Annotated in this window: 25 protein-coding genes; 6 read left to right on the forward strand and 19 right to left on the reverse strand. The window is 63.7% G+C overall.

All coding sequences use genetic code 11. From position 1 onward, the window contains the following. The first annotated feature begins 56 nt into the window (after positions 1–56). Complete coding sequence (locus NMG70_RS29655) at positions 57–482, forward strand: OsmC family protein (protein WP_254027770.1); 426 nt, start codon at positions 57–59, stop codon at positions 480–482. A 300-nt stretch (positions 483–782) separates the two neighbouring features. Here NMG70_RS29655 and NMG70_RS29660 read toward each other — a convergent pair whose 3' ends face one another. From NMG70_RS29660 to NMG70_RS29685, 6 genes are all read right to left on the reverse strand, one after another. Beyond that, positions 783–1,418: a YceH family protein gene (locus NMG70_RS29660; protein WP_254027771.1), complete on the reverse strand. Its 636-nt coding sequence runs from the start codon at positions 1,416–1,418 to the stop codon at positions 783–785. A gap of 64 nt (positions 1,419–1,482) precedes the next feature. Continuing rightward, positions 1,483–2,262 carry a succinate dehydrogenase iron-sulfur subunit gene (locus NMG70_RS29665; RefSeq protein WP_023800578.1) on the reverse strand — a complete coding sequence of 260 codons (780 nt, stop codon included), beginning with the start codon at positions 2,260–2,262 and terminating at the stop codon, positions 1,483–1,485. Between the two features lie 64 nt (positions 2,263–2,326). Further along, positions 2,327–4,165 carry a succinate dehydrogenase flavoprotein subunit gene (gene sdhA, locus NMG70_RS29670; protein ID WP_254027772.1) on the reverse strand — a complete coding sequence of 613 codons (1,839 nt, stop codon included), beginning with the start codon at positions 4,163–4,165 and terminating at the stop codon, positions 2,327–2,329. Positions 4,166–4,169: 4 nt separating this feature from the next. Continuing rightward, positions 4,170–4,544, reverse strand: coding sequence for a succinate dehydrogenase, hydrophobic membrane anchor protein (gene sdhD, locus NMG70_RS29675; RefSeq protein WP_436798489.1), 375 nt, complete (start codon positions 4,542–4,544; stop codon positions 4,170–4,172). A gap of 23 nt (positions 4,545–4,567) precedes the next feature. After that, positions 4,568–4,987 carry a succinate dehydrogenase, cytochrome b556 subunit gene (gene sdhC / locus NMG70_RS29680; RefSeq protein ID WP_236378865.1) on the reverse strand — a complete coding sequence of 140 codons (420 nt, stop codon included), beginning with the start codon at positions 4,985–4,987 and terminating at the stop codon, positions 4,568–4,570. A 467-nt stretch (positions 4,988–5,454) separates the two neighbouring features. Then, positions 5,455–5,790 carry a hypothetical protein gene (locus NMG70_RS29685; RefSeq protein WP_254027774.1) on the reverse strand — a complete coding sequence of 112 codons (336 nt, stop codon included), beginning with the start codon at positions 5,788–5,790 and terminating at the stop codon, positions 5,455–5,457. Positions 5,791–6,014: 224 nt separating this feature from the next. Between NMG70_RS29685 and NMG70_RS29690 the strand changes: the two genes are divergently transcribed. Then, the gene (locus NMG70_RS29690) at positions 6,015–6,380 is read left to right on the forward strand and encodes a hypothetical protein (RefSeq protein WP_254027775.1); all 366 of its coding nucleotides are present in this window, start codon (positions 6,015–6,017) and stop codon (positions 6,378–6,380) included. Here the strand turns inward: NMG70_RS29690 and NMG70_RS29695 are convergent. Next, on the reverse strand, positions 6,364–7,587 hold the full coding sequence (locus tag NMG70_RS29695) for a GGDEF domain-containing protein (protein ID WP_254027776.1): 1,224 nt from the start codon (positions 7,585–7,587) through the stop codon (positions 6,364–6,366). The two genes, NMG70_RS29690 and NMG70_RS29695, sit on opposite strands and share 17 nt — an antisense overlap. A 348-nt stretch (positions 7,588–7,935) precedes the next feature. On the opposite strand from NMG70_RS29695, the gene NMG70_RS29700 reads away from it, so the two are divergent. Beyond that, positions 7,936–8,247 (forward strand): hypothetical protein, encoded by a 312-nt coding sequence (locus NMG70_RS29700; RefSeq protein WP_254027777.1) that lies wholly within the window; start codon positions 7,936–7,938, stop codon positions 8,245–8,247. Between the two features lie 69 nt (positions 8,248–8,316). Here the strand turns inward: NMG70_RS29700 and leuC are convergent, their stop codons facing one another. The 5 genes from leuC to rplS all read right to left on the reverse strand — a co-directional run bounded on the left by leuC (position 8,317) and on the right by rplS (position 13,245). Beyond that, a complete protein-coding gene (gene leuC, locus NMG70_RS29705; RefSeq protein ID WP_254027778.1) occupies positions 8,317–9,726 on the reverse strand; it encodes a 3-isopropylmalate dehydratase large subunit in 1,410 nt (469 codons plus the stop codon). A gap of 278 nt (positions 9,727–10,004) precedes the next feature. Continuing rightward, a complete protein-coding gene (locus tag NMG70_RS29710) occupies positions 10,005–10,640 on the reverse strand; it encodes a class I SAM-dependent DNA methyltransferase (protein WP_254027779.1) in 636 nt (211 codons plus the stop codon). A 57-nt stretch (positions 10,641–10,697) separates the two neighbouring features. Then, a complete protein-coding gene (locus tag NMG70_RS29715) occupies positions 10,698–11,513 on the reverse strand; it encodes an amino acid ABC transporter permease (RefSeq protein WP_254027780.1) in 816 nt (271 codons plus the stop codon). 139 nt (positions 11,514–11,652) lie between these two features. Further along, positions 11,653–12,450 (reverse strand): transporter substrate-binding domain-containing protein, encoded by a 798-nt coding sequence (locus NMG70_RS29720; RefSeq protein WP_254027781.1) that lies wholly within the window; start codon positions 12,448–12,450, stop codon positions 11,653–11,655. 255 nt (positions 12,451–12,705) lie between these two features. Beyond that, positions 12,706–13,245 carry a 50S ribosomal protein L19 gene (gene rplS / locus NMG70_RS29725; RefSeq protein WP_077380901.1) on the reverse strand — a complete coding sequence of 180 codons (540 nt, stop codon included), beginning with the start codon at positions 13,243–13,245 and terminating at the stop codon, positions 12,706–12,708. A 329-nt stretch (positions 13,246–13,574) separates the two neighbouring features. On the opposite strand from rplS, the gene NMG70_RS29730 reads away from it, so the two are divergent. Continuing rightward, the gene (locus NMG70_RS29730) at positions 13,575–14,327 is read left to right on the forward strand and encodes a sulfite exporter TauE/SafE family protein (protein ID WP_254027782.1); all 753 of its coding nucleotides are present in this window, start codon (positions 13,575–13,577) and stop codon (positions 14,325–14,327) included. On the opposite strand, the gene trmD is transcribed toward NMG70_RS29730, so the two are convergent. Continuing rightward, positions 14,309–15,007 (reverse strand): tRNA (guanosine(37)-N1)-methyltransferase TrmD, encoded by a 699-nt coding sequence (gene trmD, locus NMG70_RS29735; RefSeq protein ID WP_254027783.1) that lies wholly within the window; start codon positions 15,005–15,007, stop codon positions 14,309–14,311. The two genes, NMG70_RS29730 and trmD, sit on opposite strands and share 19 nt — an antisense overlap. Next, entirely contained in the window at positions 15,004–15,600 is a 597-nt protein-coding gene (gene rimM / locus NMG70_RS29740) for a ribosome maturation factor RimM (RefSeq protein WP_254027784.1), read from the reverse strand. The genes trmD and rimM overlap by 4 nt, the downstream gene beginning before the upstream one ends. A gap of 126 nt (positions 15,601–15,726) precedes the next feature. Here rimM and NMG70_RS29745 point away from each other — a divergent pair, with 126 nt between their 5' ends. Together NMG70_RS29745 and NMG70_RS29750 are read left to right on the forward strand one after the other, a co-directional pair. Beyond that, positions 15,727–16,665: a tyrosine recombinase XerC gene (locus NMG70_RS29745; RefSeq protein WP_254027785.1), complete on the forward strand. Its 939-nt coding sequence runs from the start codon at positions 15,727–15,729 to the stop codon at positions 16,663–16,665. Between the two features lie 114 nt (positions 16,666–16,779). Next, positions 16,780–17,847, forward strand: coding sequence for a TraB/GumN family protein (locus NMG70_RS29750; RefSeq protein WP_254027786.1), 1,068 nt, complete (start codon positions 16,780–16,782; stop codon positions 17,845–17,847). Between the two features lie 366 nt (positions 17,848–18,213). Here the strand turns inward: NMG70_RS29750 and NMG70_RS29755 are convergent, their stop codons facing one another. The 5 genes from NMG70_RS29755 to NMG70_RS29775 all read right to left on the reverse strand — a co-directional run bounded on the left by NMG70_RS29755 (position 18,214) and on the right by NMG70_RS29775 (position 24,921). Continuing rightward, positions 18,214–18,432, reverse strand: a complete 219-nt coding sequence (locus tag NMG70_RS29755; RefSeq protein WP_254027787.1) for a hypothetical protein — start codon at positions 18,430–18,432, stop codon at positions 18,214–18,216. A 103-nt stretch (positions 18,433–18,535) separates the two neighbouring features. Then, positions 18,536–19,942: a dihydrolipoyl dehydrogenase gene (lpdA, locus tag NMG70_RS29760; protein ID WP_254027788.1), complete on the reverse strand. Its 1,407-nt coding sequence runs from the start codon at positions 19,940–19,942 to the stop codon at positions 18,536–18,538. A gap of 83 nt (positions 19,943–20,025) precedes the next feature. Beyond that, entirely contained in the window at positions 20,026–20,511 is a 486-nt protein-coding gene (locus NMG70_RS29765) for a hypothetical protein (RefSeq protein ID WP_254027789.1), read from the reverse strand. Positions 20,512–20,579: 68 nt separating this feature from the next. Next, positions 20,580–21,887: a 2-oxoglutarate dehydrogenase complex dihydrolipoyllysine-residue succinyltransferase gene (gene odhB, locus NMG70_RS29770; protein ID WP_254027790.1), complete on the reverse strand. Its 1,308-nt coding sequence runs from the start codon at positions 21,885–21,887 to the stop codon at positions 20,580–20,582. A 49-nt stretch (positions 21,888–21,936) separates the two neighbouring features. Further along, entirely contained in the window at positions 21,937–24,921 is a 2,985-nt protein-coding gene (locus NMG70_RS29775; RefSeq protein WP_254027791.1) for a 2-oxoglutarate dehydrogenase E1 component, read from the reverse strand. Between the last annotated feature and the right edge of the window lie 98 nt (positions 24,922–25,019).

Raw genomic sequence — 25,019 nt, forward strand, 5'->3', positions numbered from 1 at the left:
GCTATAGTCGACCAGACGCCGATCACGGCTCAGCCACCACAATCAAGGAGGACTTCATGGACCGCACCGCAAACGCCGTCTGGCAAGGCAATCTGAAAGAGGGCAACGGCACGCTTGCCACGCAGAGCGGGGCCCTGAAAGGCACGCCCTACTCGTTCAAGGCGCGGTTCGAGGATGAAAGCGGCAAGGCCGGCACCAATCCGGAGGAACTCATCGCCGCCGCGCATGCCGGCTGCTACGCCATGCAGCTTTCGCATTTCCTGGCCGAAAATGGCACTCCCGCCATCGAACTCGACGCCAAGGCGGTGGTGACGCTGGTTCCAGGCACCGGCATCACCGGCAGCGCGCTCACGCTGGTCGGCAAGGTGCCCGGCATCGATGCCGCGAAGTTCCAGGAGCTCGCCGAAAAGGCCAAGGCCGAATGCCCGGTGTCGAAGGCGCTCGGCGCCATAAAAGTGTCGCTCGACGCCAAGCTCGGCTGAGAGAGCTTTCACGTGTACCAATTCCAGCCGGTGCTGGAAGTCATCATTGTTGAAGCCGGCTCCGCCCCTCATTGCCCTGCCGGGCATTTCTCCCCGTATAGCGACGGGGAGAAAAAGCCGGCCGCCACCGCGGCACCCTTCTTGAAAATGCTTATAACTGGCGAAAACGTCGATGAGCGTCCCTCACCCCGTCACTATACGGGGAGAGGTCGCCGGCAGGCGGGTGAGGGGCAGCGCCAACCGATCGAGAGTGGCAGCGAACAGGATTCCTGGAGGGGGCGCTGTCCTCTCGAAAATTCGCTATCGTCCGTCGCCGGTCAGCGCGTCGATGCGTGCGCGCAGCTGTGCGACCTCCTCCTCGAGCGCCTGCACGCGCGCTTCGAGATCCGAGGCCGGTGCTTGCAGGGGCGTTGCAGCCATTACCGGCGTCTGCACAGGCCCGCCCAAGAGATGCACATAGCGATCCTCACGCTGGCCGGGACCACGGTCGATCTGCTGAACGAGCGGCGGCTTGCGGCCGATCAACAGGTCGAGATTGCTGCGAAGCTCGTCGATGGAGGGCAGGCGCGCCATGCGCTCAGCTCGCGCCAGCAATTCATAGGCGGTCTGCGGACCGCGCAGCAACAGCAGCCCGAGCAGCGCGATCTGCGCTGAGGTCAGCGAAAAGCGCTGCGCGACGACATGCTCGTAGCGCTCGACGCGCGAGGCAAAGACCTGCCTGACCAGCCCCTTGTGCTCGAGTTGGCCAAGCGCTCGTCTGACCTCGACAAGCTCGACCGACATCACCGGCTCGCGCGCCGTCTTCTGGTTGGCGGCGGCAAGTGCCGCATTGAGCGTCAGCGGGTAGATGTCGGGCGTCAGCTCCTTCTTTTCGATCAGGCAACCGAGCACGCGCGCTTCGACAGGAGAAAGGATGGGGAGTTCGGTATCGGTCATAGGTCGGCTATCCCTTTTGAAGTAGACGGGATCGACAGCCGAGCGAAGCGGAAACCGCCAAAGGCTAAACCCTTCTCTCCACCATCATCTTCTTGATCTCGGCGATCGCCTTGGCCGGGTTGAGCCCCTTGGGGCAGGTCTGGGCGCAGTTCATGATGGTGTGGCAGCGATAGAGCCGGAACGGGTCTTCGAGGTTGTCGAGCCGTTCGCCCTTGGCCTCGTCCCGGGAATCGATCAGCCAGCGATAGGCCTGCAACAGCGTCGCCGGGCCGAGATAGCGGTCGCCGTTCCACCAATAGCTCGGACATGAGGTCGAGCAGCAGGCGCACAGGATGCATTCATAGAGCCCGTCGAGCTTTTCGCGGTCCTCATGGCTCTGCAGCCATTCCTTGGCCGGCTCGGGCGAGACCGTCTTCAGCCATGGCTCGATCGAGGCGTGCTGGGCGTAGAAATTGGTCAGGTCGGGCACCAGGTCCTTGACCACCGGCATATGCGGCAGCGGGTAGACCTTGATCGCGCCGGAAATGTCGTCGCAGCCCTTGGTGCAGGCGAGCGTGTTGGAACCGTCGATATTCATCGCGCAGGAGCCGCAAATGCCCTCGCGGCAGGAGCGGCGCAGCGTCAGCGTCGGGTCGATCTTGTTCTTGATGTAGAGGAGCGCGTCGAGCACCATCGGCCCGCAATCGTCCATGTCGACGAAATAGGTGTCCATGCGCGGGTTCTCGTCATCGTCCGGCGACCAGCGGTAGATGCGGTACTCCCGCAGATTGGTCGCACCCTCTGGCTTCGGCCAGGTTTTTCCGGCCTTGATCTTCGAGTTTTTCGGAAGGGTGAGTTCGACCATTATCTCTGGTCCTTTCGGATGACGAGCTTCAGCCTGGACCAAGCCCCGTTCACGGCGGCCATCATCAATACACCCTGGCCTTGGGCGCGATTTTGGCCAGGTTGATGCCGCCGTCTGGTTCCCTAAGCAGCGGCTCGGTGTGCACCGGCCGATAGCTGAGCGACACCTCGCCGGCCTCGCTGAGCCGGGCCAGCGTGTGCTTGCGCCAGTTGGCGTCGTCGCGCGCCGAAAAATCTTCCCGCGCATGCGCGCCACGGCTCTCCTTGCGCGCCTCGGCGGCGTAGACCGTGGTGATGGCGTTGGCCATCAGGTTTTCCAGCTCCAGCGTCTCGACCAGGTCGGAGTTCCAGATCATCGAGCGGTCGAACACTTTTACGTCGTTGAGCTCGCCCCAGATCTGCGAAATGCGCTTGCAGCCGCTTTGCAGCGATTCCTGCGTGCGGAACACCGCCGCATCGTCCTGCATCGCCTTCTGCATCCTTTCACGCAATACCGCCGTCGGCGTCGAGCCGTTGGCGTGGCGCAGCCGGTCGAAGCGGTCCATGGTCTTCTCGACCGAGGCTTCGTTGGGCGACGGGATCGCCGCGTTGCGGTCGATCACCTGGCCAGCCCTGATCGCGGCCGCACGGCCGAACACCACCAGATCGATCAGCGAGTTGGAGCCCAGCCGGTTGGCGCCATGGACGGAGGCGCAGCCGGCTTCGCCGACCGCCATCAGCCCGGGCGACACCTGGTCCGGGTTCAAGGCGCTCGGGTTGAGCACCTCGCCCCAGTAATTGGTCGGCACGCCGCCCATATTGTAGTGGACCGTCGGCAGCACCGGGATCGGCTCCTTGGTCAGATCGACGCCGGCAAAGATTTTTGCCGACTCCGAAATCCCCGGAAGCCGCTCGTGCAAAACGGCTGGATCGAGGTGGTCGAGGTGGAGAAAAATATGGTCCTTGTTCTTGCCGACGCCGCGTCCCTCGCGGATCTCCAGCGTCATGCAGCGCGAGACCACGTCGCGCGAGGCAAGGTCCTTGGCCGATGGCGCGTAGCGTTCCATGAAGCGCTCGCCCTCGGAGTTGACGAGATAGCCGCCCTCGCCGCGCGCGCCCTCGGTGATCAGGCAGCCGGCGCCGTAGATGCCGGTCGGGTGGAACTGCACGAACTCCATGTCCTGCAGCGGCAGCCCGGCCCGCGCCGCCATGCCGCCGCCGTCGCCGGTGCAGGTGTGCGCCGAGGTCGCCGAGAAATAGGCGCGGCCATAGCCGCCGGTCGCCAGCACCACTGTTTTTGCCGAAAAACGGTGGATGGTGCCGTCATCGAGGTTCCAGGCGACGACGCCGGTGCAGGTGCCGTCCGGCTCCATGATCAGGTCGAGCGCGAAATACTCGATGAAGAACTGCGCGTTGTTCTTCAGCGACTGGCCGTAGAGCGTGTGCAGGATGGCGTGGCCGGTGCGGTCGGCGGCCGCACAGGTGCGCTGCACCGGCGGGCCGTCGCCGAAATTCATCATATGGCCGCCGAACGGCCGCTGGTAGATCTTGCCCTCTTCGGTGCGCGAGAACGGCACACCGTAATGCTCAAGCTCATAGACGGCGGCGGGCGCTTCGCGCACCAGATATTCCATGGCGTCGACGTCGCCGAGCCAGTCCGATCCTTTCACTGTGTCGTACATGTGCCACTGCCAGGAATCGGGGCCCATGTTGGACAGCGAGGCGGCGATGCCGCCCTGAGCGGCGACAGTGTGCGACCGCGTCGGGAAAACCTTGGTGATGCAGGCAGTGCGCAGGCCCTGTTCGGCCATGCCAAGCGTGGCGCGCAGGCCGGCTCCGCCGGCGCCGACCACCACCACGTCGAATTTGTGGTCGACATAGCTGTAGGCGGGCGCCGTGTTGGCGTTGTTCGGGTCCTTGGCCAAGATCTCAGCCTCCAAGTGCCAGTTTGAGCAGGGCAAAGATCGAGGCGACGCCGACCACTACGGGAAAGAATGTGTTGAGGGCGAGCAGCGCCAGCCTCATGCCCTCGCCATGCACATAGTCCTCGATGATCGCCTGCATGCCGAGCCGCATATGGTAGAGCCCGGAGAACAGCACCAGGGCCAGGACCAGCGCCACGAACGGGTTGGCAAGTGCGGCACGCACTTGCGCATAGCCGGCGCCGTTCAGCGCGATCAGAAAGCCGACGAAGAACAGGATCAGCGGAATGTTGGCGATCGCCGTCAGGCGCTGGCGCCAGAAATGCTCCGTGCCCTCGCGGGCGGAGCCGAGGCCGCGGACCTTGGCCAGCGGCGTGCGCATGTCGGTGTTGTGGTGGCTCACGCTCAGGCTCCCCGCGCCATATAGCCGGCGATCCAGATCAGCAGCGTCAGCACAATCGAGCCGGCCAGCGTCGCCCAGGCGACCCTGGAGGCGGTGTCCTTTTCAAGACCGGCCCCGGTGTCCCAGATCAGATGGCGCACGCCGCCCAGCATGTGGTGCATCAGCGCCCAGGTATAGAACAACAGCACCAGCCGCCCCAGCCACGAGCCGAAGGCCCAGTTGACGGCATCGAAGGTGGATTGCGAGCTCGCCGCCGCCATCAGCCACAGCGCCACCAGCAGCGTGCCGAAATAAAGTGCCCCGCCGGTGACGCGATGGATGATCGACATCGTCATCGTGATCGGCGGTCGATAGACGGTCAGATGCGGCGAAAGCGGCCGTTCACGTCTGGCAAATTCGCGGGTGGCTGGTGATTTGCTCATGGCTCCCCCAGTTCGGCGTCTCTGGAGCCCCAGGTGGAAATGCGGCATTACCGCTCCCGGTTGCGACTTTGGACAGCCCGGTTTCTAATGCTCTTTTTGCACCGCGTCAAAGCCGGAAAATCGTTCGAAAACGTAATTTAGTCTGACAAAATGGCCCGGTTTCGCTTCAATCGATTAGGGGGCGACCCAAAGCCGGCGCAATGTTCGCTGCAGTGCGGTATATTTGTCCGGTTTGGCGCCCCGGTGGGCTGAGATTCAGGTCAGGCCGCGCCGAAAATGATGGATGCCGAGAACCGGAGCGGAGCGTACTTTCGGGTACGTGAGCCCGCGCATGACCTCACGGGTTATGCGCAATCAAAGTTCTACCCACAGCGTCCTTTGCGCGCCCAAGAGGGCGCACGGCGCTGTAGCTAAGCGCAGGCATCCACCATTTGCAGGCCGGCCTCACCTCAATATCAGCACACCGCTCAGCGGGTGCAGGTGAGCGGCGTCTTCCCGCTCTTCATCACCAGCGCGTCGCGCCCGTCGATCACGATTGCGTCATGCGCCGCGCCGAAGCGGCTGCTTTGATTGGCTGGCGAAGCCGGCAGATCCTCGCTGGCGCCGTCCGGGCCAAGCACCCGCACCGAAGTGCCGAGGTTTTCGATGGTGATCCTGGCGCCATCGGCGCAAGTGTAGGTTGCGGTGCGCGGCTGCGGTGAATCGGTCGCGGCGGCCGGCGCATTGGTATGCGACACGCAGGCGAAAGTGGTCAGCAATGGACAAACCGCAAGCGTCACCCGAAACGTCCGGCCTAACGCCATATGCTGCCTCCCGCGCGTCAATCCAGCCGCGATGCTTGCCAGGATCGCTCGATGCTCGGCGCCGGCTGCGATGGTGGGGGCAAGCATGGCCGAAAGATGGCCGCGCGGATATTAACCATGTTTGCCGAGACCTGGCGGCGAGCAGGGCTGGCCTCTTAACAAAGGTTAAGAAAAGGTTAATTTATGATTCGAGCAAGACTCAGCCTCTGACAAAAGGGGACGCCATGCGTTCGAATTCAGGCAGATCGCGCCTTGCGGCGGCCGTCTTGATGGCCGTCCTGATGGCGGTGGCCATCGGCTTCGCAGCACCGTCACGCGCCGGGACGCGCGACCGCGTCTATGCCGATTCCTTCGGCAATCTCGTCATCGAGAGCGCCGCCGGCTGTAAGCGCATCCTCGTTGGCGAGGGCAAATTGGCCAAGGAATTGTCGGATTACGCCGGCGCCGGCCAGCCCAAAATCGTCTATCAAGACGAACCCGACGATGTCAGCAGCCGCGACTGCTACAGGGCGCCGGTTTTCGTGAAGGGCCGCAGCTATATGTACGGGCTCTCCGACGGTGAGATGCCAGAGCTTAGCCCCTGCCGCTGATCTTCGGCCCGGCATTGGCGACAGCCGGCTGCCGGGCGGCGATAGATCCTATCGAGATCCGCACGCAATTGCGTCCGCTGCCTTTCGCTTGATAGAGCGCTTCGTCGACGCGCCGCAGCAGGTCGGAAAAATCCTCAGTCGGGTGGAGCTCGGCAACGCCGAAGCTGGCGGTGCAACGATGGTCCGCCGGCAGACAGTCGATCGGCAACGCCCCGAAAGCGCTGCGCGTGCCTTCGGCGAAGAGCCGCGCGGCGGCGAGGTTGGTTCCCGGCAGAATGATGGCGAATTCCTCACCACCGATGCGGCCGGCGACGTGATGCTCGGCGGCCGCATCACGCAGGAAGCCGGCAAAGGCCTCGATGACCCGGTCGCCGGATGCGTGGCCGAAACTGTCGTTGATGCTCTTGAAATGATCAAGGTCGGCGATGACCAGGGCGACCGGAATACCCCTGCGCACGGCGTCGCGCATGGCGAGCTCGGCATGACGCTCGAAGCCGCCTCGGTTGAGCAACCGTGATAGCGTGTCCGTCTCCGACTTCGACGTCGCTTCGGCGAGCACGTCGCGGACCAGAATGATCAGGATGAGAAGCGCGATTGTCATGGCGAAGACCGTGCCGAGCGATTGCGACACCAGAGCGTAGTTGCTCTGCAGATAGGCCTGCGGACTGGCTCCCCAGCCGCCCAATGCATGGGCGATGAACGGCTTGCTCACGAATTGCAGGGCGCTGGCCGCCAGTACGGCCATCAGCGCATGGTCGAGCCAGTCGCGTCTTTGCCTGGACGACCAGACGATGCCGACGCCGACGAACTGCATGGCGGCATAGGGAAGCTGGTAGGCCATCATGCGGGCAAGTGACTGGCGCGGCAGATCCTGCACGAAATACACGGCCACGGTGGCCGCCAACAGGAAGACGAGCATCGGCGCCCAGGGCGGCGCCAGGCCGTATTTATGGGCTAGCCCGCCATTGAAGGCGATGGTCGCGCCAAGGAAAACGGCGAAGCCCGCGACGACTGCGGGTCGCGCATTGTCGAAGACCGGAATACTGAACTCGATGGCGAAATAGGCCATCCCGAGCAGATAACCAAAGACCAGACAGCGCGCCGGCACGCGCGCCGCATCGTTGAACGAGATGGTCATGAAGGCAGCCGCCAGCAGGCCGGCGACGAGCAAGTTGATTGCAAGAATGAACTCTGCGCCGCCGCCCATGTGGTCTTTCGCACTCCCTGCGCCAGCAGATCACGAACGGGCGAAAAAGACGTTAACGTGGGGTCTGATGATCATCCGGCTTTGGACGGCTCCACATCAAGCACGCCTCCAACTGTTGATAAGGCCGACCGTTGATAGGACGGCTTGTTCCGTTTGGCTTTTGTAAAGCGCCTCGTAGGCGCGGGTGCATCAAGCGGCTCCAGCTCTGCCTCGCCGGTGGGGGCCGCCACGCCGAAGCTCGCGGTTACTCTCGCGCCGGGCGGAAGCCTACCGACGCGATGAGGCCGCTGCACGGAACTTGAAACCGCGGCCGGCGTTTTCCGGCAGCAGCCAAGAGGAGACGCTTTCATGGCCGATACGATCATGCTGACCGACCACGAGGCAATTCGCTCATGGGCCGCGGCGCGCGCTGGGTTTCCAGCAATCGTAGACGTGTCGCCCGAAACGGGAACGCAAGCCATGCTGAGGCTGGTCTTCGGCCAGCACGCCTATCAGGACCAGGATCAGGCCGAACGCCCGGCCAACGCCGGCGGCTACGAACTGGTTGAATGGGATGAGTGGTTCAAGCTGTTCGACGAACGACAGCTCGCGCTGGTGGTCGCCGCGGAGCAACCCGGCCGGCGTGAGCAATTCCATGAACTCGTCAGGCGCCCGGCGTGAAAAGAGCCCGAACCGCATCGCGGTTCGGGCTCTGGCATGCATTCATATACGGACAGTGGCAGCCCTGAGTTATTTCCACTCGCGGATGTCGACGAAATGGCCGGCGATCGCCGCCGCCGCCGCCATGGCCGGCGATACCAGATGGGTGCGGCCCTTGAAGCCCTGACGGCCCTCGAAATTGCGATTCGAGGTCGAGGCGCAGCGCTCATGCGGCTTCAGCCGATCGTCATTCATGGCAAGGCACATCGAGCAGCCCGGCTCACGCCAGTCGAAGCCGGCGGCGACAAAGATCTTGTCGAGACCCTCGGCCTCGGCCTGCTCCTTGACCAGACCGGAGCCCGGCACGATCATCGCACTGACCCGCGGATTGACTTGTCTGCCCTCGATCACCTTGGCGGCGGCGCGCAAATCCTCGATGCGGCCGTTGGTGCAGGAGCCGATGAAGACGCGGTCGAGTTCGATATCGGTGATTTTCGTACCAGGCTTCAGGCCCATATAGTCGAGCGCGCGCTGCTTGGAGGTGCGCTTGTTCTCGTCAGCGATATCATCGGGGTTCGGCACGATGCCCTGGACCGAGACGACGTCTTCGGGCGAAGAGCCCCAGGAGACGATCGGCGGCAATTTCGCCGCGTCGAGCACGACCACCTTGTCGAAATGCGCGCCCTCGTCGGACTGCAGCGTCTTCCAGTAGGCGAGCGCGGCGTCCCACGCCTCGCCCTTCGGCGCGCGCGGCTTGTCCTGGACGTAGGCGAAGGTCGTCTCGTCAGGCGCGATCAGGCCGGCCCGGGCGCCGCCTTCGATCGACATGTTGCAGATGGTCATGCGGCCTTCCATGGACAGCGCGCGGATCGCTTCGCCGGCATATTCGATGACGTAGCCGGTGCCGCCGGCAGTGCCGATCTCGCCGATGATCGCCAAAATGATGTCCTTGGCGGTGACGCCTTCCGGCAGTACGCCGTCGACGCGCACCAGCATGTTCTTGGCCTTGCGCTGGATCAGCGTCTGCGTGGCCAGCACATGCTCGACTTCCGAGGTGCCGATGCCATGCGCCAATGCGCCGAAAGCGCCATGCGTCGAGGTGTGGCTGTCGCCGCAGACGATGGTCATGCCGGGCAGCGTGAAGCCCTGCTCGGGACCGATGATATGGACGATGCCCTGGCGGATATCCTTCTCGGAATAATATTCGACGCCAAAATCCTTGGCGTTCTTGGCCAGCGCCTCGACCTGGATGCGGCTTTCCTCGTTCTTGATGCCGAACTTGCGCTCGGGCGAGGTCGATACATTGTGATCGACCACGGCCAACGTCTTTTCCGGATGGCGGACCTTTCTACCGGTCATGCGCAGGCCTTCGAAAGCTTGCGGGCTGGTCACTTCATGGACGAGGTGACGATCGATATAGAGCAGGCAGGTGCCGTCGTCCTGGCGGTCGACGACATGGTCGTCGAATATCTTGTCGTAGAGGGTGCGCGGTGCGCTCATGTGCGTAAATCCGTCGATATGAAAACGGGAAGGGACTAGCGCCGGCTAACCGGCGAACACGGCCTAGCGAAGTCGGCTGGTCAGAGCGCCGGAAACGCGCGCCGAGAATCGCGACGGCAGGCGTTTTCTGTCCTGCAGCACGAAACCCTTGTAAGCCGGATCGCCAAAAAGCTGTTCCATGCGCCTGCTCTTATCAATCTTTGCCGATTTCGGCAATCCGCAGGTGTGGCGCGGCTTCCCCTTCTCCCCTTGTTGTGGGAGAAGGAAGAAGGCGCTGCTCAAACCACCTCGAACACAAATGTCTTCACCAGCGCCTCGGGCTCTGCGATCGCATAGCAGCGGAACCACGGGCTTTCCTCGACCGGCCGCCATTTTTTCGCCTGCTCCAGTTCGTCGAACGTCGCCTGAAACCCGCCGCTCGCAAAAACCTGGTCGCGAACGGTGAAGATGGCGTGGCCGCCCTTCCTGGTGATGCGCACCAGTTCGTGCAGGCCGGAGGCCGGTGCATGGCTGATGGTGAACACGCCGGTCGAGAAGAACCCGCGAAAGTACCCGTCCGGCCAGGGCAGCGGACCGCCGAGCATCACCTGTTTCAGCTCGCTGTAGGCCTGCCGACTGCCGGCGATGTCAAGCATTTCAGCCGACAGGTCGAGCCCGGCGATGTCATGATAGCCCAGCGCCTTGAGCGACGGTCCCGACAGGCCGGTGCCGCAGCCAGCGTCGAGCAGCGGCCCCTCGCCTGACGGCACATGGCGCGCCACCCAGGCGGCGATCAGGAACGGCAGGAGATAACCGAGCGACGCCGTTTCGCTGTCATAGGTCGCCGCCCATGCGGCATAGGCTTGCGCCAGTGCTTCCGGCGTATCGGCCGTATAGACCGCATCCAGCGCCGCATTGGCCTTGTCGATGATCATGGATCTGATCCTCCAAAACATACTGGCCGCAATGGTAGTGCCGTCCTCGCCTGCCGGCTATTGCTCATCCTGGCGGCGCAGCCGCTTCTCCAGCGCCCGCAAGGCCAGCGACAGGCCGACCGTCAGGATGAGATAGATATAGGCGACGATCGAATAGGTCTCGAAGAAGCGGAACGAGCCGGCGGCGTAGATCTTGCCCATCTGGGTGATGTCGGCGACGCCGAGCACCGAGACCAGCGAGGAATCCTTGACCATCGCCACGAAATCATTGCCGAGCGGCGGCAGGATGGTGCGGATCGCCTGCGGAAAGACGATCAGCCGAAAACGCTGCGTGCGCGTCAGCCCCAGCGCCTTCGCCGCCTCGATCTGGCCCTTCTCGACCGCCTGGATGCCGGCGCGGAAGACCTCCGAGATGAAGGCCGAGTAGCCGATTGTCAGCGCCATGATCGCGCGCCACAGTAACGACACGTCGCGTATCATTAGCTCGCCGAACAGCCCGGCGCTTTGCAGCGGCGCCGTCAGCGCGTTCCATCCCGCGACGAAGGCCGGTGCGCCGGCGAAGGCGATCCAGAACAACAGCACCAGCATCGGCACGCCGCGAATGATCTCGACATAGAAGCGAGCGATCTGGCGCAGCCAGCGCGACCCCGACAGCCCCATCAGCGCAATGCCGAGCCCGATTGCCGAGGCCAGCGCGAAAGCGACCACTGTGACGAAGACTGTGACGCCGATGCCCTTGGCGACGGTCGCGAAAACCTGGGCATAGAGGTCGCTTGCGGCGATGAAGATAGCGGCTGCCAGAGCGAGCGCCGCGGCCACGGCGAGCCACCACGGGAAGTCGGATTTGGCGGTGGAGGATGCGGGCGTTGCCATCAAGGCGCGCCGACGAACCAACGTCGAGCCAAGCCACCCCCCTCTGTCCTACCGGACAGTCCGGTAGGACAGAGGGGGGTGCACGGGCGCAAAGTCAGCGCGAGTTCCCACGCATCACCCGGTACCCGCGACAAAAGTCCTACTGCCCCATCTTGTAGTCAAGGAACCATTTCTTGTTGAGCGCGTCGAGCGTGCCGTCGGCCTTCAGTGCGGCGATCGCCGCATTGACCGGTTTCACCAGATCCGAGCCTTTCGGGAAAATAAAGCCGAAATCCTCGGTGCCGAGCGGGCCGCCGATCAGCTTCAGCCCGCCATTGGACGCCTCGACATAGCCTTTGCCGGCAGTGCCGTCGGTCAAAACGACATCGACGTCGCCGGTCTTCAGCGCCTGCACCGTCGCGCCGAACGTCTCGAACAGTTTTATGCGTGGGTTCTGCTCATTGCCGTCCAGGACGCTGTACACGGCGGTGTAGAAGGGCGTGGTGCCGGCTTGCGCGCCGATCAGCCCGTCCTTGAAGGCGCCGAAGCTCTTGGCGTCGGTGAAGCGCTTCTCGTCGCCGCGCACCAGCATGAACTGTTCCGAGCGCATATAGGGGTCGGAGAAATCGACCTTCTGCTTGCGATCGTCCTTGATGGTGATGCCGGTCATGCCGATGTTGTACTGGTTGTCGGAGACCGCCTGGATCATCGCGTCCCAGGAGGTGTTCTGGTACTCGACCTGGAAATTCAGCCGCTTGGCGATCTCGTCCATGGCGTCATATTCCCAGCCGATCTGCTTGCCGGTCTTGGCATCGATGAATTGCAGCGGCGGATAGGCGTTTTCCGTCACCACCACCACTTTCTTGCCGCCGAGATCGGGCAGCGCCTGCGCCAGGGCGGCGACAGGTGCAAAAACCAGAGCCAACAGGCCGGCCAACAGCAGTTTCGATTTGATCATGGTACACCCCGAGAATTTGAACGGCCTCGACATTGTCGAGGCCTGCAGGAAATCCGGCGCCGACTTTAGCTTTCCGCAGGCGGCTTGCAAGACGGCTTGATGCGGCCTCGCGCGAAATGGATTCCATGCTTTCAGGGCGTTACGGAACGATCCGTTTCGATTGCGCACCGACGCGGCCCGGCAAAATCGAACCATTCCGCACGACAAAAAAGGCGGCCGAAGCCGCCTTTTCCAAAACATGATTGTTGAAGACGCTTATTCGGCGGCAGCGGCTTCCTCGGCCTTAGCGGCCTCGTCGGCGGCCTTCTTCTCGGCGGCGTCCTGCGCAGCCTTCTCGGCGGCCAGCGCCTGGGCGGCGGCCACCTTCTCGGCCTCGATGCGGGCCTTTTCGGCGTTCAGCGCATCGCGCTCATCATCGTTCAGCTTGCGGGCGCGCACGCCGGTGTTTTCCGAAATGCGGGCCGACTTGCCGCGGCGATCGCGCAGGTAATAGAGCTTGGCGCGGCGCACCTTGCCGCGGCGCACGATCTCGACGCCTTCGACCATCGGCGAAAAGACCGGGAACACGCGCTCCACGCCTTCGCCGTAAGAAATCTTGCGAACGGTGAAATTCTCCTGGAAACCGGCGCCGGCGCGGGCGATGACGACGCCCTCATAAGCCTGGACGCGGGTGCGGGTGCCTTCGGTCACGCGGACCTGGACACGCACTGTGTCGCCGGGCTGGAATTCGGGAAGCTTGCGCTTGGCTTCGATCTTGGCGGCCTGTTCGGCCTCGAGCTGACGGAGAATATCCATCTCAAAAATCCACTTCTTGTTCTTCCGACAGTCAGAGCGTCCGACACTCGCCTTGCAGTTCCATCGACCGCTCGGCTACGCCCTTTGTTCGAGAACATCTGTCGGGAACATCGGGCAGGGGCGACTACACCGTCATTGTTGACGGGTCCGGCAGATTCTTCTTCCGGTTCGGCGGGCACATACAGCTATTTCGACGCTTTGTCACGCCTTCGCCGTGTCTTTTTTGGTCATTGGCCGACATTGCAATCTTTCAGCGCAGGGGTTGCGTCGAAGGCCCAAGCTTCTTAAGCCGGGTAAAATGTGACTTTCCTCCGGCGGCAACACCTTCCATGCCAGTTCTCGATGCGGCCCTGCTCTTTTTCGCGGGCTTTCTCTCAGGTGTCGTCAACGCCATAGCCGGCGGCGGGACGTTCATAACCTTCGGCGCCATGTCGCTGGTCGGCTTGCCGCCGATCGTCGCCAACGCCACCTCGTCGGTGACACAGCTTCTCGGCTACATCACCTCGACGCTAGCATACTGGTCCGACATCAAACATTTCTGGCGCGCCGCATTGCTGCTCGGCCTGATCTCGGCTTTCGGCGCACTGGCCGGCGCGCTCATCCTTCTGGCGCTCGACAATCCGTCGTTCCGCGTCCTGGTGCCATGGCTGCTGCTGGCGGCGACCGCGCTGTTCGCCGCCGGGCCGTGGCTAAAGCCGGCGCCCAAGCCGGGGCATGAGGCCGCGGTTAGTTCGCTGGTCGGTTCCCTGGCGCAATTCGCGACCGCCGTCTATGGCGGCTTCTTCGGCGCCGGCATGGGCGTCATGATGCTGGCGACGCTCGGCCTCACCCTGCCCGGAGACTATCACCGACTGAACGCGCTGAAGAACATGCTGGCCGTGGTCATCGCGGCAGTAGCCATCCTGGTCTTCATCTCGGGCGATATCATCGCCTGGCGGCAGGCGATCGTCATGATACCGGGCGGCGCGCTGGGCGGCTATGCCGGCGTCTGGATCGCCAGGCGCGTGCCGCAAATTGCCGTGCGCGGCTTCGTCGTTGGGGTCGGCGTGTTCCTGGCCTTTTACTATTTCACCAAGGGGTGAGCGGCCAGCAGGTCCGGCCGCCTTTCCCTGGTCAGCCTTTCCGACTCGGCGCGCCGCCATGCGGCGATCTTCTTGTGATTGCCCGAGGTGAGAACCTTGGGGATTTGCCGGCCCTCGAATTCCTGCGGCCGCGTGTAGTGCGGATGTTCGAGCAGGCCGTTTTCAAAGCTTTCCTCATCGCCCGACACGACGTTACCCATCACGCCGGGCAACAGCCGCACCACGGCGTCGAGCAGCACCAGCGCTGCCGGCTCGCCGCCGGAAAGGATGAAGTCGCCGATCGAGATCTCCTCCAGCCCCCGCGTGTCAATCACCCGCTGGTCGACGCCTTCGAAGCGTCCGCAGACGATGACGACACCCGGCCCGGCGGCCAGTTCGCGTACGCGCACCTGCGTCAGCGGTTTTCCACGCGGACTCATCAGCAGGCGCGGCCGCGAATCGCCCGCCGGCGAGATATGGTCGATCGCCTTGGCTAGCACATCGGCGCGCATCACCATACCGGCGCCGCCGCCGGCCGGCGTGTCGTCGACGGTGCGATGGCGGTCGCTGGCGAAATCGCGGATCTGGATTGCTTCCAGCGACCATGTGCCGGCCTCCAGCGCCCTGCCGGCCAGCGACACGCCGAGCGCGCCGGGAAACATCTCCGGATAGAGCGTCAGCACCGAGGCGGAAAAACTCACCGGTTGCCCCCGGCGTCCTTCGGCCCGCGCGGCCTGCCCTTCGGGTCGAAACCGTCGCGGCCGGGTTCGTCGCCGTCTTCGTCATCGGTCAAGCCCGCGGCCGCTGGATCGATACGGACGAAGCCGTCTTTGATCGACACGTCAGGAACGGCGGCCTGGGTGAACGGGATCAGCACGCCTTTGCGCCCCGCCAATGTCACGTCGAGAATGTCGCCACCGCCGAAATTATGCACGGCGACGACCTTGCCGATGTCAGCACCGGTATCGTCCCGGACCGCCAGCCCGACGAGATCGGCATGATAGAATTCGTCCTCTTCGCCGTCAGGCAGCATCGAGCGGTCGACGAACAATTCTGTGCCGGCGAGCGCCTCGGCGGCATTGCGGTCGCTGATGCCCTTGAAACGCACCACCACGACGTTGTTGGCCGGCCTGATGTCAACAATCTGGAAGGTGCGGCCGTCCCTGGCATAGAGCGGCCCGTAATCGGCCAGCGCCAACGGATCGCCGGTAAAGGTTTTCACGCGCAATTCGCCCTTGATGCCGTGGGCGGCGCCGATCACGGCCATCTGGACGGGGTTTTGCGGTTTGGTCATCGGTGGTTCCTTTGCCTTGCTCTAGCTCCAGCCTCTTGTCATTTCAATGACGCGGCTCTTCACCGCTTCCTAACCCGGCTGCCGGAAGATGGCCCAGAATTGGAAGAACGGAATCGGAAGAGCGCAATGCAGGAATTCATCGTCCCGGCCAAACCAGACCTTCAGGCGGCCCGTGAAAGCTGGCTGAAGATGCTGGCGCGCGAACGCCGGCTGTCGCCGGAAACCGTGGAAGCCTATGAACGCGACACGCGCCAGTTCCTGCAGTTCCTGACCGGCCATTGCGGCGGCTCGCCCGGCATTGCGGATATCGCCGATCTGCGCCCGGCCGATCTGCGCGGCTTTCTCGCCACCCGCCGCGCCGGAGGCGCCGGCGCGCGCACGATCGGGCGGGGGCTGGCCGGCATCCGCTCGCTGCTGCGCTATCTGGAGCGGCGCGGCCTCGTCAATGCGGCGGGTGCTGCGGCACTGCGCGCGCCACGGCAGCCGAAGTCGCTGCCCAAGCCACTGACGGCTAGCGATGCGAAACACGCCGTTTCGGTAGAAGGCCAACTGGCGGAGGAACCGTGGATGGCCGCCCGCAACGCCGCCGTGCTGACGCTGCTCTACGGCTCGGGCCTGCGCATTTCCGAGGCGCTCGGCCTGTCTGGCGCCGATCTGTCGTCGCCTGATGAAGCGGTGCTGCGCGTCTCCGGCAAGGGCGGCAAGACGCGGCTGGTGCCGGTGCTGCCGATCGCACTGCGGGCGATCGCCCAATACCGGCAGCTCTGCCCCTATCATCTCGATCCGAAGGGCCTGCTGTTTCGCGGCGCCCGCGGCGGGCCGCTCAACCCGGCCATTGTCCAGCGCGACATGGCCAAGCTGCGCTCGGCGCTCAATCTGCCGGACACCGCCACGCCGCATGCGTTGCGCCATTCCTTCGCCACACATCTGCTTGGGCGCGGCGGCGACCTGCGCACCATCCAGGAACTTTTGGGCCACGCCAGCCTGTCGACGACGCAGATCTATACCGGCGTCGACACCGCGAGGCTGCTCGAAATCTATGAAACGGCCCATCCGCGGGCATAACCGAGGCATGATTTCGCAAAGTTGCAGCCAGCATATGAGCCGTGGACCAAGTCCGAGACAATTTTGCCGCGCCGGTTAACCGTTTCGCCGTTCTTTGTCTCTAAAAAGCGAGCCATGAAACGCGTCATTGCCATAGCCGAGCGCACGGCCTTTGCTTCGTTGAAGCTGCTCGTGGCGCTGAACGTCCTGTTTTTCCTCTCTTTCCTGGTCGTCGCGCTGCTCGCCGCCGGCAAGGCGCGCGCTGAAACCCCGGTCTGCGCCGGCGCCGACATGCTGTCGGCCTTGCAGAAGGACGACCCGGCCGCCTACCGCAAGATCGAGACGGAAGCGGCCGCGACACCGAACGGCAAGGGCCTGTTGTGGAAACTGGAAAAGGCGGGTGAAAGACCGTCCTTCCTGTTCGGCACCATGCACATGACCGACCCGCGCGTGACCACGCTGCCGCCCGCCGCGCAAAAGGCCCTTGACGCCGCCGACACTGTCGTCATCGAGACAACGGAGGTGCTCGATAAGCAGAAGATGATGGCGGCGTTCCTGAAAGAGCCGGAGCTGATGATGTTCACCGACAGCACCACGCTGTCCTCGCTGCTGTCGCCGGACGATGCGGCGGCGGTGAACAAGGCGCTCGACGCGCGCAGCATTCCACCGGCGAGCGTCGCCAAGATGAAGCCGTGGATGCTGTCGACCATGGTCGCGCTCCCGGCCTGTGAACTGGCCCGCCAGGCCGGCGGCACGCCGGTGCTCGACATCAAGCTTGCAGAGGACGCCAAAGCCTCAGGCAAGGCCGTCGATGGGTTGGAGACCGTCGCCGACCAGCTTCGCGCCATGGCCTCGCTGCCGCTTTCGTTTCATATGAAGGGCCTCGTCGACACGCTGAAGCTCGGCGACAAGGTGAACGACGTCAACGAAACCATGATCGTGCTTTACCAGCGCGGCGACATCGGCATGCTCTGGCCGCTGTTTCGTGCCGTCCTGCCGGGCGGCGAAGACGATTCGGCGGGCTATGCCGCCTTCGAGGAAACCATGATCACCCGCCGCAACAAGGTGATGATCGATCATGCCGGGCCGATCCTCGCCAAGGGCAACGCTTTCATGGCGGTCGGCGCCTTGCACCTCCCGGGCGCGGAGGGTCTGGTCGAGGATTTCCGCAAGGCCGGCTACACTGTCACTGCCGTCGACTAGTTGCACGGTTGAGTTGCGGGCCCGGCAAGGCGTGATTCGGGCCGATGCCTTTGCCGAATCACGGGAGGCTTGTCCCGGCACAGGACGGTCGAAAGGTTTAATTTGGCTCGATAGCCGCGAGTTTTGTGAGTAAAGTGCTTGCAGACAAACGATTCGCGGCGAAGAATGCCCTGTTTTCGGCGTTTTCGATCCCTAGCGTGAAACCTGTTCAACGATTGCGCGTTGATGTGTGTTGATTGATACTTTTCATCCACGGAGGACACTTTATGGCGAATCCAAACGACCCGTACACCACTCCGACACCCCCTCCCAAGTCGGGTGGCGGCAGCACCGGCTGGCTGATTGCCCTGGTTGTCGTTATTTTGGCTATTGTCGCTTACTATGTTTTTGGAAGAAGCGGTGAAGAGCCAGCGCCTGCCGAACCGCCGGCCGCCACCACGCCGGCGCCAGCGCCCGCTGAGCCGACGCCTGCTCCGGCCCCTGCAGAGCCAGCACCTGCCCCGGCGCCTGCAGAACCAGCGCCTGCTCCGGCGCCAGCACCTGCTCCGGCACCTGCGGAGCCAGCACCTGCTCCGGCGCCAGCACCAGCCCCGCAGTGATCGCCTGCTGACTTCAAATACGAACGGCCCGCTGAAAAGCGGGCCGTTTTGCTTTGAGCCGCCAAATGGATGCCGACGGTGAGGAAGGCCTACATATGGATCGGCTTGAAGAAGGTCGCCAGCGCCGCTTCCTTCACCGCTTCCGACATCGTCGGGTGGGCGTGGCAGGTGCGGGCAAGATCTTCCGACGAGCCGCCGAACTCCATCAGCACCGCCGCCTCGTGGATCATCTCGCCGGCGCCGAAGCCGACGATGTGGACGCCGAGCACGCGGTCGCTCTGCTTTTCAGCCAGGATCTTCACGAAGCCGTCGGTATGCAGCATGGCGCGCGCCCGGCCATTGGCGCTGAACGGAAACTTGCCGGCCTTGTAATCGATGCCGGCCTTCTTCAACTCTTCCTCTGTCTTGCCAACCGAGGCGATTTCCGGACTGGTGTAGACGACGTTCGGGATCACCTCATAATTCACATGGCCGGCCTGGCCGGCAATGATCTCGGCCACCGCCACGCCCTCGTCCTCGGCCTTGTGGGCGAGCATGGGCCCGGCGATGACGTCGCCGATGGCGTAGATGCCAGGGACATTGGTGGTGAGATGGCCGTCGGTCTTGACCCGGCCGCGCTCGTCGACCTCGACCCCGGCCTCCTTCAACCCGAGGCTGTCCGAATAGGCCCGGCGTCCCGTCGCGATCAGCACCGCGTCCGCCTCGATGGTCTCGGCCGCACCGCCTTTGACCGGCTCGAAGGTGACGCTGGCGCCCTTCTTGGCCTTGGCGACACCCGTCACCTTGGCGCCAAGCCTGAATTCTATGCCTTGCTTGGACAGCATGCGCTGGAACTGTTTGGCGACCTCGCCGTCCATGCCGCCCAGTATGGTGTCGAGGAACTCGACGACGGTCACCTTGGCGCCGAGCCGCGCCCATACCGAGCCGAGCTCCAGCCCGATGACGCCGCCGCCGACCACCACCAGGTGGCCCGGCACCTTGCCCAGCGACAACGCGCCGGTCGACGACATGATTACCTTCTCGTCGATGTCGACCTTGACACCGGGAATGCCGGCGACGTCGGAGCCGGTGGCGATGACGATGTTCCTGGTCTCGATCTCCTCGACCTTGCCGTCCTCGCCGGTCACCGACACTCTTCCCGCGGACAGGACCTTGCCGGTGCCGCGAAAGCTGTCGATCTTGTTCTTCTTGAACAGGAAGGCGACGCCGTTGACATTGGACGCCACCGTCGCGTCCTTGTGCGCCATCATCTTTTCCAGGTTGAGCTTTGGCGCGCTGATTTCGACGCCCAACGTATCGAAGGAATGGCCGGCCTCAGAAAATATCTCGGAGGCATGCAGCAGCGCCTTGGACGGGATGCAGCCGATATTGAGGCAAGTGCCGCCGAAGGTCGGGTTCTTCTCGACCACCGCCGTTTTCAAGCCGAGCTGTGCCGCCTTGATGGCGCAGACATAGCCGCCTGGTCCCGATCCGATGATAACGACGTCATAAGCCATGATTTGTCCTTCTGGTCTGGCACTCAGCCTTGGCTGGGATTAGCGGCCGCCGCCGGTCACCGGCAGCATTTTTTTGGACACGCTCATTCCTGACAGCCCTTCAACGAAAAAACATCCCACGGCACCTTTGAAAACCCGTTGGCGCCATAGGCGGTCGACATCCGCAGCGACGGTCCGAGGTCGGGAAAGATGAGTTTCGCCGGAGCATCTACCCCTTCGGCCGGCAGCAGAGCGATGTTGCCCTTGTCGTCAGCGCTGTAGACGACCCCCTCCCACAGGGTGCAGGCGGCGAGTTCGTCGCCGGTGACGTCGCCTGTCGGGCATTTGTACATCAGCGAGCCATGCGGCCGCGCCACGACTTGCGTCCACATGACGATGCCGTCGAGCACGACGCCGTTGTCGAGCACCATCTTGAACGTGTTGGTGACGACAGCCGATCCCCCGGTCGGCCTGAAATCGATCTCGGCCGCACTTTCGGCATCGCCATAGACGGCGAGTTCGAGCGGGCATGCGGCAAAGGCTGCCGATCCCGTCTGCGCAACGCCGGCCGCGCACAGCGTGAAAAACATTCCGGAGTGCAAACGAGAGGAACTCATTCGGTGGCGCAGATCCATTCTCCGGCTCACCTCGACCGGCTCTAGAGATCGAGCACCAGCCGTTCCGGATCCTCCAGGCTTTCCTTGACCCGCACCAGGAAGGTCACCGCTTCCTTGCCGTCGACGATGCGGTGATCGTAGGAGAGCGCCAGATACATCATCGGCCGGATCACGATCTGGCCGCCGACCACCACCGGCCGCTCCTGGATCTTGTGCATGCCCAGAATGCCCGACTGCGGCGCGTTGAGGATCGGCGTCGACATCAGCGACCCGTAAACGCCGCCGTTGGAAATCGTGAACGTGCCTCCTTGCATGTCCGCCACGGAAAGCTTGCCGTCACGCGCGGCGACGCCCAGCCGGCCGATCTCCTTCTCGATCTCGGCTATTCCCATCTGGTCGGCATCGCGCACCACCGGCACGACGAGGCCTTTTTCGGTGCCGACGGCGACGCCGATATGGGCGTAGTTCTTGAAGATGATGTCGGTGCCGTCGATCTCGGCATTGACCGAAGGGATTTCCTTCAGCGCATGGGTGACGGCCTTGGTGAAGAAGCCCATGAAGCCCAGCTTCACGCCGTGCTTCTTCTCGAACACGTCCTTGTATTTGGTCCTGAGCGCCATCACCGCGCTCATGTCCACCTCGTTGAAGGTGGTCAGCATGGCGGCGGTCGACTGCGCTTCCTTGAGGCGGCGCGCGATGGTCTGCCGCAGCTTGGTCATGCGCACCCGCTCTTCGCGCGACGCGTCGTCGGCGGAGGACGGGGCACGGGCGGCGACCGGCGCAGGCGCCTTCGGCGTCTCGGCCGGCTGCGACGGAGCGCCCCTGGCGATCGCGTCGAGCACGTCGCCCTTAAGCACCTGGCCGCGCTTGCCGGAACCCGAGATCTGGTCGACCGCGAGATTGCTCTCGGCGAGCAGCTTCGCCGCCGCTGGCGCCGGCGGCATCGCGCGCGCCTCGATCGGCCCGGCATCGCCGGCGATCTTGGCGGTCTCGGCCGCGGCTTGCTTGACGGTGGATGCGGCGGTCGGCGCCGAGGCCTGCGATACCGCGTCCTGCTTCGGTTCGGACGTTGACGCCTTCGCGGGTGCGGGTGCTGCCGCTTTTGCCCCGTTGCCCGCCGAAATCATGCCGAGCAAAGCGCCGACTTCGACCGTCTCGCCTTCCTTGACGGCGATCTCGCTGAGCGTTCCTGCGGCCGCGGCCGGCACTTCGACCGTTACCTTGTCGGTTTCGAGCTCGACCAGCGGCTCATCGGTGGCGATCGCGTCGCCCACCTTCTTGAACCATTTGCCGATGGTCGCCTCGGTGACGGATTCGCCAAGAGTGGGGACGCGGATTTCGGTAGCCATTGTGCCTGTCCGTTTTCTGTCGGTTCTGTTCTATTCGCCGAACTCTGTTCTATTCACCGAGCGCGTCTTCGAGCAAGGCGGCAAGCTGGGCGAGATGCTTCGACATCAGCCCGGTCGCCGGCGAAGCCGCGGCCGGCCGGCCGGTATAGCGCACCCGCTGGTGCTTGGCGTCGATATGCGCCAGCACCCATTCCAGATAGGGATCGATGAACGACCAGGCGCCCATATTCTTGGGCTCCTCCTGGCACCAAACCATCTCGGCGTTGCGGAAGCGTGACAGTTCGGTGATCAGCGCCTTGGCCGGGAACGGATACAGCTGTTCGACGCGCAGCAGGTAGATGTCGTTGATGCCGCGCTTCTCGCGCTCCTCGTAGAGGTCGTAATAGACCTTGCCCGAGCAGAGCACGACGCGGCGAATCTTCGAATCCTTGGTGAGCTTGATCGCCTGGCCGGGGAGCTGCTGGGCATCGTCCCACAACAGCCGGTGGAACGCGCTTTCGCCCGACATCTCCGGCAGCGTCGACACCGCCCGCTTGTGGCGCAGCAGCGACTTCGGCGTCATCAGGATCAGCGGCTTGCGGAAATCCCGCTTCAACTGCCGGCGCAGGATGTGGAAGTAGTTGGCCGGCGTCGTGCAGTAGGCCACTTGCATGTTGTCTTCGGCGCAAAGCTGCAGGAAGCGCTCGAGCCTGGCCGACGAATGCTCCGGCCCCTGGCCTTCATAGCCATGCGGCAGCAGGCAGACGAGGCCCGACATTCTGAGCCACTTACGCTCGCCCGACGAGATGAACTGGTCGAATACCACCTGGGCGCCGTTGGCGAAATCGCCGAACTGCGCTTCCCAAAGCGTCAGCGCCTTCGGCTCGGCCAGGCTGTAGCCGTATTCGAAGCCGAGCACGGCCTCTTCCGACAGCATCGAGTTGATGACCTCGAAGCCGGCCTGCGCCGCCGACAGATTGTTGAGCGGGATGTAGCGTGTCTCGTCGCGCTGGTCGTAGAGCACGGAGTGACGTTGCGAGAACGTGCCGCGCTCCGAATCCTGTCCGGACAGCCGGACCGGATTGCCGTCGAGCAGGATCGCGCCGAAAGCCAGCGCCTCGGCCGTCGACCAGTCGATGCCTTCGCCCGACTCGATCGCCTGGCGGCGATTCTCGAGAAAGCGCAGGATCGTCTTGTGCGCCTCGAAATCCTTCGGCACCTCGGTCAGCTTCTTGCCTATTTCCTTCAGCGTCTTGACCGGCACGGCGGTCTTGCCGCGCCGCTGTTCGTCCTGGTTGTCGGCTGTGCGCAGGCCCGACCAGGCGCCATCCAGCCAGTCGGCCTTGTTGGGCTTGTAATGCTGGCCGACCTCGAATTCCTGCTCGAGATGTGCCCGCCAGTCGGCCTTCAGCCTGTCGAATTCGGCCTGGCTGATATGACCTTCGGCGATCAGCCGGTCGGCATAGATCTGCACCGTCGTCTTATGGTTGCGGATGTTGCGATACATGATCGGCTGGGTGAAGGCCGGTTCGTCGCCCTCATTGTGGCCGAAGCGGCGGTAGCAAAACATGTCGACCACGACAGGCTTGTGGAACCTCATGCGGAATTCGATCGCCACCTTGGTGGCATGGACCACGGCTTCCGGATCGTCGCCATTGACGTGGAAGATCGGCGCCTCGATCATCTTGGCGACATCCGATGGATAGGGCGACGAGCGCGAGAAGCGCGGGTTGGTGGTGAAGCCGATCTGGTTGTTGATGATGAAGTGCAGCGTGCCGGCGACGCGGTGGCCGCGCAGCCCCGACAAGCCGAGGATTTCGGCAATCACGCCCTGGCCGGCAAAGGCCGCGTCGCCGTGCAGGAGCAGCGGCAGCACCTTGGCGCGCTCTTCCAGCGGCACGATCTCCTCGCGGCTGCGGCCGAACAGAGAGTCCTGCTTGGCCCGCGCCTTGCCCATCACCACCGGATCGACGATTTCCAGATGCGAGGGATTGGCGGTCAGCGACAGGTGCACCTTGTTGCCGTCGAACTCCCGGTCCGACGAAGCACCGAGATGGTACTTCACGTCGCCCGAGCCCTCGACCTCGTCGGGAGCGGCCGAGCCGCCCTTGAACTCGTGGAAGATGGCGCGATGCGGCTTGGCCATCACTTGGGAGAGCACGTTCAGCCGGCCGCGATGCGCCATGCCGAGCACGATCTCCTTCATGCCGAGCTGGCCGCCGCGCTTGACGATCTGCTCCAGCGCCGGGATCAGCGCCTCGGCGCCGTCGAGGCCGAAGCGCTTGGTGCCCTTGTACTTGACGTCGATGAACTGCTCGAAGCCTTCGGCCTCGACCAGCTTCTGCAGGATCGCCTTCTTGCCGGCGGCGGTGAAGGAGATCTCCTTGTCGGTGCCCTCGATGCGCGCCTGGATCCAGGCCTTCTCCTCGGGATCGGAAATATGCATGAACTCGACGCCGAGCGTCGAGCAATAGGTGCGGGTCAGGATGTCGAGCATCTGCCGGATGGTGCCGAATTCGAGCCCGAGCACATTGTCGAGGAAGATCGGGCGGTCGTAGTCGGCGGCGGTGAAGCCGTAATTTTCCGGCGACAGCTCGTTGTAATCCTCGAGCTTGGCGATGCCGAGCGGGTCGAGATTGGCGTGCAAATGGCCACGCATGCGGTAGGCGCGGATCATCATGATGGCGCGCACTGAATCGCGCGTCGCCTGATGCACGTCGGCGTCGGACAGGGTGACTCCGTTCATCACCGCCTTGTTCTGGACCTTCTTCTCGATGTGCTTCTCGACGATGCCCCAATCGCCGTCGAGCGCCGACACCAGTTCGCCATTGGCCTGCAGCGGCCATGAGGGCTTGGCCCATGAGGCGCCCTTGGCATTCTTGCGGACATCGCCGGCGTCGTCCTTCAGCGCCGCGAAGAAATCCTGCCATTCGGGGTCGACCGAAGCGGGATCGTCCTCATAGGCGGCGTAGAGCGCGTCGATATAGTCGGCATTGCCGCCATAGAGGAAAGAGGTAAGCGAAAACTGGTCGTTGGCCTGATCTTGTCTTGCCATTTTTTCCGCGGAGCCTGGCTCCGTCTCCTGTTTTTGGGAGGGGAGTAGGGGAGTAAGGGAATAGGGCATTTTTGCCGCTGGTCCTTTGCCCTACTGCC

This window comes from Mesorhizobium ventifaucium, assembly GCF_935822925.1.
Classification (GTDB): domain Bacteria; phylum Pseudomonadota; class Alphaproteobacteria; order Rhizobiales; family Rhizobiaceae; genus Mesorhizobium; species Mesorhizobium ventifaucium.